Below are 14,772 nucleotides of genomic sequence, written 5' to 3' on the forward strand. Positions count from 1 at the left end.
GATTCCAAGAAGAAACGCCTGACGGCGTCCTTTCAATAGACGCCATCGTTTCGTCGAAACGTATAGAGAAAGGATGAGCAAACCTATATCCTTTCCTATATGTCGAGTAAAACAAAGACCGCTCCCCTTAATCGGAGAGCGATCTTCGTTAGGCGTGCAGGCAGCTATTGAATAGCCGTCCAAATCAGCTTCGCAATCTCAGCGCGCGTTACCGTTTCTTTTGGTGCGAAAAGGTTGCCGCCTTTACCCTCCAGAAGCCCGAGTGACTGCGCATCTTCAATCGACGCTCGTGCCCATGGCGACGCTTTGGCGATATCGGCAAAAGCTTGTCCATTTGACGTAGGGGTTTGTGCGCCATTCAAGCGTTCATACAACCGCACGATGATTGCTGCCGCTTCCTCGCGCGAAATCGTAGCCTGCGGTCGGAATGCGCCGTCATAGCCTGTCACTAGGCCAAGCTCTGCAGCCTTTGCCACGTAACCGGCATAATAGCTGTCGGAGGAAATATCCGAGAACGGACCGGATACTGCCTTGACGTCAAGGTAACCTAATGCTTTCACTGCAATGACAGCAAAGTCTGCGCGAGTAATGGCTTTCCCTGGCGCAAAATGCTCCGCGTCAATGCCGGTTATGGCATGCCTTGCCGCCAGTTTGGAAACAAAGGCCTCTGACCAATGCCCAGCCGTGTCCGCAAATGATTTCTTGTATTCAAAAATCGAATACATAGAGAAATGATCGGTTTCGAACGTTACCTTATTTCCATTGAACGAGCCTGGGACATAGGATGCTTGTCCGTTGTTCAAATAATACACACCGGCATAATCGAGATCGAGAGCTGCAAGCTCTTCCGCCGAAAGTATTCTCGTTATTTTAATCGGCTTATTAAAGCTATGGATCATCGTCGGGCTTCCTGAGCCATTGCTTGTTTTCAGCTCTAGCGTATACACAAGCCCCGTTGCTTTAAAGCTCTTTTCTTGACTTGCTGCGCCGGAAACCGCTGTTGTTGTCGCGTCCGTCTGCCTTACATTCACGAACCATTCTACGGAATCAGCTGCTGTCGCCGCTTCCGGCAGCGCATCTGCCGGTACATCCAGCGTGACCGCGTGCGCAGCGATGCGAAGCGGGTGATTGCTTTGCTGCAACGCGCGGATGCCTTCTCCGCTCATCACAAGCCCGTTCCCTCCGGCTTCGTTCGCGCCAACTAGTCTCACTTCAATGTATGCTCCTGTTGCTGCGCCTTCAATCGCCTTTTTGATCACGTTAGCATCGAGCTTATACTCGCCGGATTTGCTGGCAGTAAGCTCAATCACCCCTTTGACCGGCGGTATTGGTGACGTCGTTGCTGTCGGCGTCGGTGACGCCGTTGCTGTCGGTGTCGGTGACGTCGTTGCTGTCGGCGTCGGTGACGTCGTTGGCGTCGGTGTTGGTGACGTCGTTGGCGTCGGCGTCGGTGACGTCGTTGCTGTCGGTGTCGGTGACGTCGTTGGCGTCGGCGTCGGTGACGTCGTTGGCGTCGGTGTCACCACAGCTTCTCCCGTACGGAATCGCCAAATATCCGAGCGTCCCAATCCTCCATGCTCATCCTCTGCTATTGCGTACCACTCGTATTCGCTGTTCTCGTTCAGCCCGTTCCATATGCCCGAAGCCTCTTGGCCGCTTTCAGCCTGAACCGTGTCCCCAATTTGATTGGCTGTATAAACCCTCACCCCGAAATAATCGGTCGCGACACGTTTATTGGAAGCTCCCAAATCCAAGTCCACTGAAAACTCATCCTTCCCAGGGAACTCCTTCGGATCGTAGTAATTGTAATCGTCAAGCGTAGGCGAATAGGTTTTCATGTGCATCTTATTGTTTTTCATATCGAATTGCATCAGCCTAATGTAGCCCAAGCCGCCGTCTTCCGCGCCTTGGTAATCGGCAAGCATCTGATAAACGTTACGGTCCGTTTTGCCATCCCCATCATCGTCAATCGCATCGAGCTTCAGCTCTGCGTCATGGTAATGACCCGATAAGGTAGCAAATACGTTCTTGTTAGGCAGAACGACGCGCTCATACACCTTGTCCGCAATCGGAGCCCGGTTGCCGGATACGAGCAAATACTCGTGGAATGCCAGAATCGCTTTCCGGTTCGGATATTGCTTCACGATCTTGTCCATCCAATCGATCTCGGTATCGCCAAGACCCCAGCCCATATAGACGATGATGAAATCGTTGCCCCCAGCGGATACGAGATCATAATGTCCCATATTGTTCTGGTAAGAGCCGCCAAAGGTAGGCTGATCCTTGAAGCGATCCTCCCCGAACCATTTCCAGTAGTCCACATAAGAGCCCTTCTGATGGTCAACGTCATGATTGCCTGCTAATACGCCGTATGGAATCTTGGCATCATCAAGCACCTTCATGTTTTTGTCCGCTTCCTCCCACTGGTACACCTTATCCGATTCATCTACGATATCCCCGGTATGAATCACATATTTAATTTTGTTTTCATCCATGTGATCCCGAATCCAAGCAACATTATCGCGATAATATTGGAAATACGTTTCAGAGTAATACTGTGTATCGGACATCCATACGAAAGAGAAGTCGTAAGGATCATCCGATTCCGGAACCTGATCCTGCACCATCACCTGAATGCTGTTCCCGTCCCGGTACTGGCCGGCTGCCACATCAGCGCGAAGCTCAAAATCCGCATTCCCCGCCACAGTCGTGTCGAGCATTTCCCATTTCTTCGCGTCTGGATGCCATGCATATAGGCTGACCAAACGGCCTTCCAGCGATTTCCCTGTCCAATTGATTGCGACGAGATCCGTATCCTTCACCGACGGATCGAGCGTAATCGCGAAGCGCTGGTATGGGAATTGCTCCGTTGAATCGTCTATCTTATATTGACCGTCAATCTGACCAATAGCCTCGTAATCCTCGACCGTAAACGCCTTTTCGCCCGCGGGCGCCAATTCCTTCGGAGGCTCTACATCCGCTGCGTTGCTGTAGGCGTTGAAACCCGCTTTGGCATTCGCATCATATTTAAAGCCTTGGAAGAACGTAACCTTCATGCTGTCACCTAGCGGATCCGCTACTTTGACCGATAACCGAACAGAATCGCCAAGGTTGGCAGCGTCCTGAGCAGGCGCTACCAGCTCTGGACTAAGCGGGTTCTCATCCGGTACAGTGAAATGAATCTCTGACACTGCTTGATTGCCTGCCATATCCGCAGCTTCAACCTTGAAGCTGTGCGAGCCCGGCTTAAGCTTCGCCGACGAGGCCGCATACGGCAATGTAATCGACGCACCATCAAGCAGCGCATGGGATGACTTCACACCGGCAATCGGATCGTTGATGGCTGCATCGATAACGAAGCTGCCTCTGTAATCCTTTCCTTCTTCTAGGGAAGGCTTAATGATCGGTGCGGTATTATCAACCTTTATGTTGCGGGTAATCTCCCCTAGAACGCCATGAGTTAATGTAATCGTGTGCTCGCCATCAGCCATTTCCTTCGTATTCCATACATAAGCCTTGGAGCTTAACTTCTCGCTTGGAATCGCCAATTTGAAATCAATGAATTCATGTTTGCCCGCACTATCGCCCATCTTGAGCGCAGTTGCTTTATTCGCAAACGCTGGGTCATAAATTTCCGTACCGTCGGCAAGCACCAGCCGTACGTTGCGCACCTCGAAATCGTCCTTATTCTCCTCTGGACGATTGTCGAACGGTCCGGATTTGGAGCCTGCATAAATAGATAGGATATTCTCGCCCTGCTTCAGCCGATCGGCCGAAATCGGAACCGTGAGCGTTGACCAAGTCGGAATCGGATCAAGGAAGGTATTCAATATCTCCGTTCCTTGTACAACGGCATTTTTGAAATAGTAGTTGACGCCTTGAACCTCGAAGGCAAAATAAGCATCACGTTCAACCGCATTATATGTGCCCTCTGTCAAAGGCTTCCCGTCTATCGATAGCGTAAGCTCATCAGCTGCAGCTGTTTCACTCGTTCCGCGCAGGATTTTGGTGCCTGCCAAAACCTCATCGTCCGCTGCATTAAGACGAAGCTCCGAGCGGTCAGCGCCGCCAAGAATGGCAACCTGCTTCGGCTGCGTCGTTACCGTATTAGTACCGTCGGATACCTCGTAATAATACGTGATCTGCTTCCGGCCAATCAGCTCCGGCGAGAACAGCGTGTGATGATATAGGCCGTCATCGTAGCTTTTCGTCAAATAGACAGATGTATATACGCTCTGAATATCCGTTTGGTAATGAAGGATCACCGTTTTAACCAACTGATTATCCTTCGCGTCAACCGCTATTGCCAGACTTTTGGATTGATCAATTTCCGATTTCCCCGTCAAGTCCGCAATGGTTGGCGGCGTGCTGTCTGCTGTTATATGCACCGGCACCGCTGGCGCTTGTCCCTCCGTAAGGCTGCCCGGTGTAGCAGCGCCCCTGCCAGGGCTGTACTTAATCATCGTAGTTGTACCGTCCGCTGGATACTTATAGAAAATACCTTTGTCCGGCTTCGTCTCTTCGTCATTATCGTAATAGGCAGCAGTAATCTCGATGCCGCTGTTCGTTGATATGACCATCGCGCGTTTGCCGGCGTTAGCCATGCCGTCACTGTAAAACTTGAACAGATTCACGCCATCCACAAGCTGCGTTCCGCCATAGTTCAAATTGAAATTAGCTGCGGTTGCCGCCGTATTGCCGCTGTTAATAACCCAAAATACGACCGTTCCGCCCGCTGGAATAACCGCATCCTCTTTGGAGGAGGGCCAGATCACATCTGCCGAAGGACCCGAATCGGTGTAACGATACCGAATTTTATAGTCCTTCAGCTGGATAGGCTGATCGGTATTGTTGTACACCTCGGCGAATTCGTAGCCGTCACCGCCATTCATATTCGTCGAATCCGGCACAAGCTCGGTTAACAGAAGGACCGGCGCTTTCTGCGGATCGAATTTCTCGAGGTGAACCGTTACCGGATATTCTCCCGAACGAATCGAATGGGAGCCGTCGCTCGCCTCGATATAATAAACCATTGTTGCGTCCGTGATCGCTGCATCCGGAATGAGCGCCTTGAAGCTGCCGCTTGAATAAACGAGCGGTGCAGCCGTGAAGGCAAGCTGAGGCGCCGTCTTGTAATAGATCGTCGCTTGAACCGCTGACGGCTTCTCATCCGTAATAGCTGCCGTTACCTCGATGCCGCCGCTAGCCTTGGCATAGCTTGTCCCCGTTACCGATGGGGCGGCATTCGGCATTTCCGGCAAGGTCACCGTTTGGGCAGGCACCTGCGAAGACTCAGTAATTCCAGGTGTAGCAGCCATTGTTCCAGGCAGTTCCAGCATGCGCATGTTCTTGCCGCCATCAATCGGATACGCATAGAAAATACCTTTGTCCGGCACGGTTTGCGCATCGTTCTGATAGGATGCAATTGAGAGATCAAGACCATTGCTGTCCTTGATGACCAAATCCCTGGCCGAACCATTAGCCATGCCGTCATAGGCTCTTGTGCGGAACAGGTTATCATTCAGCACGAGCGAGGTTCCGAACAGCGTGTTGAAATCGTTCGCCGTATAGCTGCCGTTCAAGCTTGTCTGAATCCACAGCACGATCGATTCGCGCGAAGGAATGTTTACCTCGTCAGCCGTTTCAAGCGCCCAAGCGACATCGCTGCCTGGCCCTTTGTCCGGATAGCGGTAAGCCAAGCTGTAATCGTTGAAATTCACCGTTTTGTCCGTATTGTTATACACCTCGATAAATTCAAAGGCATCGCTGCTTTGGCCCTGCACGTTCGTGCTGTCAGGCAGCAGCTCCGTAATGAAGAGAGGTGGCACCTTGCTGAAATCAAAGCTGTCCGTACGCACGACAACCTCGTACAAGAGCGTCTTTGCCGTTTCAAGGCCGTCTGACGCTTCGATGTAATAACTTAAAGGAGAAACGGTTAGCTGTTCTTTTGGGATCACCGCTTGAAAGCTGCCGTTTGACTCCGTCATCGGCAGTACCGTGAAGGCTGCATCTACCCCCTTCTTGTAATATACGCTTGCCGTGACTGTTTTCCCTGAATTCTGGGAGATGCCGGCAGCAACCGTCAAATCCTCTTCGAATGAGGCGTTCGTCAGCGGAGTGTGCGTAATAACGGGAGGCAAGCTTGGCTCACCCGGTACTTGAGCCGGATCGATAACGCCAGGCGTTGCCGCCTTGGTGCCCGCTCCCGGCATCATTACCATATTCGGCGTTCCATCTACAGGATATGAATAATGAATGCCCATATTTTCTTTCGTCTGATCGTCATTCTGGTAGGAAGCGATTGAAATGACGTTATTACTCTTATCCTTGATGATCAAGTCTCTCGGCGCGCTGTTGCTCATGCCGCCTTCCGTTTTGATCTCGAATAAATGAACGCCGTCCTCCAAGGCGGAGCCGTAATTAGCGTTGAACTGGCTGACCGTAAGGGCCGGATTCAGCTCATAGATTGGTTTCCCCTTCACCCACATCACGATTGGCTTATGGGCAGGAATGATAACTTCTTGATCCGTTGACAGCGTCCACGGTATATTTTGCTCAACATTAGAGGCGTTGTAATAGTGGTACACCAGATTGTATTGATTGAAATCAATCGGTTCATCCGTATTATTGTATACCTCGATGAACTCATACGCATCGTTGCTGACCGCATTTTTGGAGTCGGGCACGAGCTCTGTGATCATTAATGCCGGCAGAGCAGCAGCCGCTGCTGCGTTTGGTGTATCTATGGTACCTTCATCCGCGAAGCCCTGTTGGGCTACGGCGCCGAATAACATGGTCATTAAGGTTACGGTGGAAACCCACTTGCGCAACGGTCTGAATTTGACTTTCACTTGACTAACACACTCCCCTATTTCGTTTACTTTTTTTAATCATGGACGTATCTCTCGTACGCCTGCTCATACATTTGCATATACTCACGGACGCCCATCGTATCCAAGGTGGATAAATAGCTGTCCCATTCCGCGAACGTTACGCTGCCATTAATAAATTTCAGCTCCATATCGCTAATATAGGCCTCCAAATCGGCGCCGACTGTTAACATGAACAGCTCCTCATCCTTAGTGAAGCTGAATTTGCCCCATACTTCCTTGACCGCATCCGGCCTTGCCTTCTCCGCTGCCATTAGCGAACCCTTCATCGATTCCGATCCTTTGAAATAAGACTGGCGCACAAAGCCGGGATAGCTGCCTCCAAGCCAAGTCACATAGGGCATCAACGCTTGATCCATCGTTAATCCGTCTGGATTGTCCGTAATAAAGGGCAAAAATTGGGGCTGTCCTTTTTCGTCCTTGGCATAGGTTACTCCCTCCTCTCCCATAAAGAAGAGGGAAGCTCCCTCCTCGCCAAAGAAATAATCCATCCAGCGCACAGTAGCTTCGGGATATCGATTCGCGCTCGTCACGGCAAATGCGCCTTGATGAACGAGAGGTACCTTCATTTGCGTATACAGGTGATCCCCGTATGGACCCTGAAGCGCGCCGAGACCGATATATTCGTCCCTTCTCATAACAGCTGCCGGGTTAGGTACGATCATTGCACCTAATAGACCTTCATTTCCTTTAGCGTTCAGCGCGTTCTCTTTAATCGAGAATATTTCCTTGTCCAGCAACCCGTCTTTTTTTATGCCATGGATATATTGCAGCATTTCTTTGTATCCGGGCAAAGCTTTCGTAAACCGCAGCTGCTGCGTAAGGGGATCTACGTCAACGAACTTATGTCCTAAGCCGCGATTTCCCAGTCCCCAAGCTCCCTTTAGCTGATTGATCAGCGTACCGATTCCAACTCCGCTATAAGGAATTTCATCCTGCTTGCCATTGCCGTTCAAGTCAGCCCCTTTAACCGCCAGCAAATAAGATCGGAATTGCGCCGTCGTTCGGGGCTCCGCCATGCCGAGCTCGTCCAGCCATTGCTTGTTCACCCAAAGCGGCGTACCGATCTGCATGGATAAAAAGTCCGGATCGTAAAAGGACGGAAACGAATAGATATGCCCATCCGGCATGACAAGACCTTTGCGCAGCATCGGATACTTTTCCAGCAGCGCTTTAAAATTTGGCGCATAGGCATCGATCAGATCATCGAGCGGGATGAGTACGCCTCGCTTTCCGTATGCGGCAAGCTCCTCAGGCGTTAGCCGCGCGGAGTAGAAGCCATCTGGAAGATTGTCACCTTCAAGCGACAGCGCCCGTTTCTCCGTCAACACATCAAAGGGGACAAGCTCAAACTGAATATTCATATTCGTAAGCTTGGCGTATTTCTTCCACACGAGAATATCCTCAAACGGATCTCCGTTACTCGGCGACTTGCCCGTAAAAAACGTAAGCGCAATCGGTTCGCTCACAATCGGCATGCCCTGCTGCATCACAGCATGCTCCGTATCATCTGTCGCAAGGTCAGCCTGGGCATTGCAGCTAATCAGCAGCACGGTCATTAGAATCCATGCGGCCGCTGCATATTTATAAGTTATGTTCATCTGATGTTATCCTCTTCTCATCTCACCCCGTTACTTCGGTTCATGTTGCAGCCCGATCTTATAACGGCGCGTATTTTTTGTGAATCATCGATTTTTACGAATGTTTCCCCTTCTTATGAAATCGCCTTAACATGGGGAAATCGGGCAAGTACAGCCCTTTTTCTTCCCGTACTGCAAGCTATATTTACAAAAAAACAACATGCCGAGCATACCGCTACTCCGCTTGCTTGAAGTAACATAAAGAGTGAACCTTGTCCTGACATCATCGATCCGACCTCATGCCGAAAGGAGCTGAAAGCTATGGCCTTCAGACGTTTGTTTCCGTCTCGTTCTCTCTTTGTTACCAGCCTGCTGTTCTTTATATGTATCATTGTTTTGTTTTCACTGTTTAATGGCGTTAGCTTTATTTTTTTCAAATCGAAGCTGGAGGAAGAAATTATCGCATCGAATCGCATGCTGCTGCAGCATTCGGCAGAGCGTTACGCCAATCATTTCTCCAGGCTGCAAACCTTGCTTTACAGCAAGTATAAAGAGATAGACGTTCAAAGCTTCAACCGTCAAATTCGTTTGTTCGGAGAAATGGGAACCGATTATTTGGCCGCCAAAAAAATCTCATCGCAGCTTCGTACCGAAGCGAATGATCCGCTTTTTTATTTGGAGAGTCTAATCCTCCACTTTGGAGGCAACGCCTTCGCGATTGATCAGGAAGGCAGCAGCAGCGCGGAGGATATGTTGGGCAGAGCCTATCAAAGCCCGATTTATACATATACATACTGGAAAAATCAGCTTCTCACGGACAACACGCTCACCCTCTTGCCCGCAGTGCGCTATAACCGCTCTGTCGAGCTGCCGCACGGCAGCACGTTGATGCCGTTTGTCTATAAGACGCCCGGCAGCCAATATCAAATCATCGCCATGCTGGATATGGAGAAAACGCAGCAGGCTTTGTTTGGCGATGCACACAGCAGAGCTTTTGCTATAACAAGCAAGGACGGGCTGCTGCTCTATAGCTCGGATACAGAACTAGATGCAGGCTCGATTCCTACATTCGGCGAGGGAGAAAGCCATTTGCTGATAAACGGCCAATATTGGTTTCGGACAAGCGATTCCAGCGGGCTGCACTATTTCACGCGCGTTCCTTCCCAAGCGATTGCCTCGCAGCTCAGTGAGTGGAATTTCACTGCCGCAGTCGTTCTTGCCCTAACGTTGATCGTCGGGGTCGCTGCCTCCATTCTGTTCAGCAAGCGGCTGGTGATGCCCGTCAAGCAGCTGGTTGATGCTTTTTCTAACAGGCGTCCGGATAAGCAGCCTAGCCCTATCGAGGAATATGCTTTTATAGATCGGAATATTAAAGAGCTATTGAAGGAACGCGAGGACATTCAAGCCAAAATGGCTAAGCAGCGCACGCTGTTAACCAACTTCGGTTATATGAGCCAATTGAAAAACATCAATGAGGATATCGTGGAGCTGGAGCAGCTGCTGTCGATGAATGAATCCTATACGGTTGTGCTTTACGAGCTGCGTTTCCGCGGCTCTATGCTCAGCGTGCTCAATTTAAGGCCCGAGACTGCAACACTAGCCATCCGTGAACACATTCGGCATATCGCGCAGGAGCATTGCCCATCCTCCCACACGTTTCAAATGGAGAAAAATTATATATTAACGGTAATTAAAAATAGCAGAGGCGTGGAAATCGAGGGCATGCTGGAGAAGATGAAGGGGATGCTGGATCAATGCAAGCATTATTGCCTGGCAACGATTGCAGTCAGTGCGAGATTCGAGCATCCCTCCCAGCTCGGTTATGCTTATGAGCAGGTCCAAATGCTGTCGAGACAAGCCAAATTGCTCGATGAGACGCAGCTTATTCAGGAAGCGAGAGAACTGCCCGATCCACCTCGGTTATCGCTGTTGCAGGAGCAAGAGCTCATGACAGCGATACAAGGCGGTCAAGGGGATGCTGCGTTCATGCTGATCGACAGCATATTGGATGATATGTACGCAGCCGGAGCTGCTGCCCTGAAATATGAGGCTTTTTCTTCACTCGTCTTCGAGAAGGTAGCTGACTCACTAGGAGCCATGCAATTGGACGCGAGCCAGTCATGGGCCATCAAGCCGCTGCATTACAAGCTTGCCGCATGCTGCACGCTATCCGATTATAAGGAAGTGCTCAGCCGCCTTGTTGAAGCAGCTGCTGTGTTAATGATTGAGAATAGAGCCGACACCTTCGATCCCATCGCGGCCAGAGTGATGGAAATTATAGAGAAGCAATTCGCGGAGGAGCTTTCTCTTGATTATTTGGCCCATACACTGAACATGTCGAGCGCGTATTTATCCGCTTATATTAAAGAGAAGACGGGTACCAACTTCAGCGAGCATCTCAACAGCTTGAGAGTATCCAAAGCGAAGGAGCTGCTCTCGGGCACGACCTTAAATATTAATGATATTAGCCGCCAAGTCGGCTATCACAACGTTACGTCGTTTAATCGCATGTTCAAGAAGGGAACAGGACTTGCTCCTAGCGAATACCGCAAGCAATCCGTACTGGATCGGAAAACCGGCTAATCCTGGACCAGATTGTTTCCTTGTACGGTATAGGAATCAAGCGCGGCACTCAGCTCCTTGGTCACCCGCTCGCGCAGCTCATCAGGCCATATCACCTTCAGGCGCGAGCCGTAGCTGAGGATGATTTCCTCAGCAGATTGTTCCGCTTGGAACTCAACATGCGCGGATAGCCAGCCCGCAGGACCATCTGCAGGGCTTGTTTCCGTTACGGTGACATACCGTTCCTTGGCAAGCCGCGCAAGTATGGAGATGTCACTTAACGCAATAACGGCGGGGTACTTAGGCAAGCTTTGCTTGAACTCGCCGATCGATTGCTCCCAATAACCAGCGAGATCAAAGCCCTCCGGGCGCTCGAAGCGCTCCTCGAGCATTTCGGCGCCGAGCAGCTTAGAGATGCGGTACGTTTTTCTCTCACCAGCTGCCTCACCGACGACATACCAAATATTCCGCTTGGCAACCAGCCCAAGCGGGCGGATCGTACGATCCGTGACTCCCTCTCCACGCTGATAACGAATATGCAGCAGCCGCTCTTCCCAAACCGCTTCCTGGACAAGCGGCAGGAACGGCTGTGATTCCTCAAGCTGATGCCAGCCCGCTCCATCGATATGGATTTTCTGTCTAACTAATGCCGCTCCTCTGCTCACGGCATCGGGAGCAGCGGCCAGCAGCTTCTGAACCGCCGCTTCATACTGCTGTGATATGCCGAGATCGCCTAGCAGCGACGTTGAACTGGCTACAAGCACGGAGATGAGCTCATCCGGATGCATCCCGGTCAACTGGGTTCGGTAGCCTCCATCCAGCACCCAACCGCCATGCAAGCCCCGCTCCGCATAGACCGGTACGCCCGCTTCGCATAATGATTCCATATCGCGGATAATCGTCCGCTCGGACACCTCCAGCTTCTCGGCCAGCGCCTTCGAGGTCATCTTGCCGTTATTTTGCATGAGCAGCACAATCGCTATCAGCCTTCCCGCTCGCATAGTGAATCCCCCTTTCACGCCGGCCAGTGCGGCATGACTCATTCTATTATTTTTATTGTAGCATGAATATATGACAGTAGCTGTCGTATATCATTTGCTAAACTAGCGAAGAGTAAACAAATGAAAAGAGACAGGAGCGAGTAACATGAAACCATTACAAGGGAAAGTAGCGATTGTTGCCGGTGCGACGCGCGGAGCAGGCCGCGGCATTGCAGCTGGTCTCGGCGAAGCGGGAGCAACCGTGTATTGCACAGGCAGAAGCATTCGAGGACAGGCATCGGACTTGAACCGGGCAGAGACGATCGAGGAAACCGCCGAGCTTGTAACGGCAAAGGGCGGGATTGGCATTCACGTTCAAGTCGACCATTCTGTCGAAGCGGAGGTAAAGGCTCTATTCGAGCGGATCGATCAAGAGCAGAATGGACAGCTCGACATTCTAATCAACAATATTTGGGGGGGCGAGAAATTAACGGAATGGAATACGCCGTTCTGGGAGCATTCGCTGAGTAAAGGTTTGCTCATGCAAGATCGTGCAGTGAAGACACATCTCATTACGAGCCATTACGGGGCACCTCTGCTGGTGAAAAGAAAGAGCGGCTTAATAATAGAAGTAACAGACGGCATTGACTACCGTTACCGCGGAAGCTTGTTCTACAGCTTGGCCAAAATTTCGCCTATCCATTTGGCGACAGCAATGGCCGCCGACCTGAAGCCTCACGGGGTCGCTGCTGTAGCCGTAACGCCAGGTTTCCTCCGCTCCGAAGAGATGCTGGAGCACTTTGAGGTTGAAGAAGCCAATTGGATGGATGCTGTGACCGGCGGCAAGCCAGACGCCGAGCACTTCAGCCAATCCGAAACGCCTTTTTTCGTTGGACGAGGCATAGCCGCGCTTGCAGCGCAAAAAGACCTCATGGAGAGGTCTGGTCAAGTATTCCCAAGCTGGCAGCTGTCCGACGAATTCGGCATCATTGATGTCGACGGCAGACAGCCGCACTGGGGAAATTATGCGAAGCTGCATGGCTTCTTATAATTCGTTCTATCCGTTAACCACTTCTCCGCCATTAATATGCAGGAATTGTCCGGTCATATAGCTTGAATCATCGCAAGCCAAGTAGACATAGGCGGCCGCCAGCTCATGCGGCTGTCCAGGCCTTTTCATCGGCGTATCGGAGCCGAATTCCGCTACGGCCTGATCATCGAACGTCGCGGGAATAAGCGGCGTCCAGATCGGGCCGGGAGCGACTCCATTAACCCGGATGCCTTGCCCCGCTACGTTGACGGACAGCGCACGCGTAAAGGAAACGATGGCTCCCTTTGTTGCTGAATAATCGATCAGCGTCGGATTGCCGCGATACGCGGTAATCGAGGCCGTGTTGATGATTGAGCTTGAAGCCTTCAGATGCGGAAGCGCCACGATGGTTAAATAGAACATGCTGAATACATTCGTACGGAAGGTGGCCACCAGCTGCTCGGAGGTAATATCCTCAAGCTTCTGCTGCACATGCTGCTCCGCTGCATTGTTGACGAGAATATCCAGCTTCCCGAACTCCTTGATGGTCTGCTCAATTACGCTTTTGCAGAATGCCTCATCGCCAACATCGCCGGCTATCAGCAGACATTTCACGCCTGCCTTCTCAACGACTTCCTTCGTTTTCTCGGCATCCCCATGCTCATTCAAATACACGATGGCAACGTCAGCTCCCTCCTTCGCGTACGCAACCGCTACAGCACGGCCGATTCCACTATCTCCTCCTGTTACGATTGCTGTTTTCCCTTTGAGCTTGCCTGCCGCTTTATAGGAATCTGATTCATACACGGGAAGCGGATTCATTTCGGATTCGATACCTGGTTGGCGATTTTGGTGCTGGGGAGGATTCACTTGGTTCTTCGATGCAGGATTAGGCATAACTGATCAGCTCCTTATATTTTTTCCGTAAAAGATTTCGTCCATTTCGGTTTTCAGTCTGTGCGTAATTTCCTCTTGCTCCTTCTTGGTCAAGGCGTCCTTCGTATAACCGAACAAATAATTGTTCAGATCGAACTGCTTCAGCTTGCATTTCGTATGAAAAACATTTTCTTGATAAATATTAACGTCAATCATGTCATACAAAAGGCATTCTTCCTTCGGTATGTAGTTCTGAATCGAATTGATATCATGGTCTATAAACAGCTTATGCCCGTTAATGTCGCGCGTGAAGCCGCGCACCCGGTAGTCAAGCGTCATAATGTCCGTGTCGAAGGAATGGATCAAATAGTTCAGCGCTTTAAGCGGTGAAATCTCTCCGCAGGTCGACACATCAATATCAGCCCGGAAGGTGCTTATACCTTCGTTGGGATGATACTCCGGGTACGTATGAACCGTTATATGGCTTTTATCCAAATGCATGACTACTGAATCAGGCAGCGGCCCAGGTGATTCCTCGAACGACTCATTCGGCCCGCCGATGACAGGCCCCTCGGAGACAAGCAAGGTCACGCTCGCTCCCTGCGGCTCATAGTCCTGCTTGGCAATGTTAAGGACATGCGCTCCGATAATATCGGACACCGTATTCAATATTTTGGTCAGGCGATCCGAGTTGTATTGTTCGTCAATATAGGCGATATAAGCCTTGCGTTCTTCCTTTGTTCTCGTATAACAGACATCATACATATTAAAGCTGAGTGACTTCGTTAAGTTATTGAAGCCATGCAGTTGTATTCGCTGCTCCGGCGTTAGTTTCAAGCGAACATTCCCCCCTT

Annotated in this window: 7 protein-coding genes; 2 read left to right on the top strand and 5 right to left on the bottom strand. The window is 50.8% G+C overall.

Going from position 1 to position 14,772, the window contains the following annotated elements; translation table 11 throughout:
• Nucleotides 1–164 precede the first annotated feature (164 nt).
• Both AB4Z29_RS14270 and AB4Z29_RS14275 read right to left on the bottom strand, forming a co-directional pair.
• Nucleotides 165–6,851, bottom strand: a complete 6,687-nt coding sequence (locus tag AB4Z29_RS14270; RefSeq protein ID WP_441943710.1) for an S-layer homology domain-containing protein — start codon at nucleotides 6,849–6,851, stop codon at nucleotides 165–167.
• Between the two features lie 35 nt (nucleotides 6,852–6,886).
• Entirely contained in the window at nucleotides 6,887–8,491 is a 1,605-nt protein-coding gene (locus tag AB4Z29_RS14275) for an extracellular solute-binding protein (protein WP_441943711.1), read from the bottom strand.
• Between the two features lie 300 nt (nucleotides 8,492–8,791).
• On the opposite strand from AB4Z29_RS14275, the gene AB4Z29_RS14280 reads away from it, so the two are divergent.
• A complete protein-coding gene (locus tag AB4Z29_RS14280; protein ID WP_441943712.1) occupies nucleotides 8,792–11,053 on the top strand; it encodes a helix-turn-helix domain-containing protein in 2,262 nt (753 codons plus the stop codon).
• On the opposite strand, the gene AB4Z29_RS14285 is transcribed toward AB4Z29_RS14280, so the two are convergent.
• The gene (locus tag AB4Z29_RS14285) at nucleotides 11,050–12,033 is read right to left on the bottom strand and encodes a helix-turn-helix transcriptional regulator (protein WP_441943713.1); all 984 of its coding nucleotides are present in this window, start codon (nucleotides 12,031–12,033) and stop codon (nucleotides 11,050–11,052) included. The two genes, AB4Z29_RS14280 and AB4Z29_RS14285, sit on opposite strands and share 4 nt — an antisense overlap.
• Nucleotides 12,034–12,178: 145 nt before the next feature.
• On the opposite strand from AB4Z29_RS14285, the gene AB4Z29_RS14290 reads away from it, so the two are divergent.
• Nucleotides 12,179–13,063: an SDR family oxidoreductase gene (locus AB4Z29_RS14290; protein WP_441943714.1), complete on the top strand. Its 885-nt coding sequence runs from the start codon at nucleotides 12,179–12,181 to the stop codon at nucleotides 13,061–13,063.
• Nucleotides 13,064–13,069: 6 nt separating this feature from the next.
• On the opposite strand, the gene AB4Z29_RS14295 is transcribed toward AB4Z29_RS14290, so the two are convergent.
• Both AB4Z29_RS14295 and speD read right to left on the bottom strand, forming a co-directional pair.
• The gene (locus tag AB4Z29_RS14295; RefSeq protein ID WP_441943715.1) at nucleotides 13,070–13,939 is read right to left on the bottom strand and encodes an SDR family oxidoreductase; all 870 of its coding nucleotides are present in this window, start codon (nucleotides 13,937–13,939) and stop codon (nucleotides 13,070–13,072) included.
• Between the two features lie 6 nt (nucleotides 13,940–13,945).
• Nucleotides 13,946–14,755, bottom strand: coding sequence for an adenosylmethionine decarboxylase (gene speD / locus AB4Z29_RS14300; protein ID WP_441943716.1), 810 nt, complete (start codon nucleotides 14,753–14,755; stop codon nucleotides 13,946–13,948).
• Nucleotides 14,756–14,772: the final 17 nt, after the last annotated feature.

Origin of the sequence: Paenibacillus sp. 2TAB23, from assembly GCF_052115165.1 — a bacterium.
Lineage (GTDB): Bacteria > Bacillota > Bacilli > Paenibacillales > Paenibacillaceae > Pristimantibacillus.

Excerpts from the sequence above, each read along its gene's own strand:
- AB4Z29_RS14275 (WP_441943711.1), bottom strand. The coding sequence starts at position 8,491 with ATGAACATAACTTATAAATATGCAGCGGCCGCATGGATTCTAATGACC.
- AB4Z29_RS14280 (WP_441943712.1), top strand. The coding sequence starts at position 8,792 with ATGGCCTTCAGACGTTTGTTTCCGTCTCGTTCTCTCTTTGTTACCAGC.
- AB4Z29_RS14285 (WP_441943713.1), bottom strand. The coding sequence starts at position 12,033 with ATGCGAGCGGGAAGGCTGATAGCGATTGTGCTGCTCATGCAAAATAAC.
- AB4Z29_RS14290 (WP_441943714.1), top strand. The coding sequence starts at position 12,179 with ATGAAACCATTACAAGGGAAAGTAGCGATTGTTGCCGGTGCGACGCGC.
- AB4Z29_RS14295 (WP_441943715.1), bottom strand. The coding sequence starts at position 13,939 with ATGCCTAATCCTGCATCGAAGAACCAAGTGAATCCTCCCCAGCACCAA.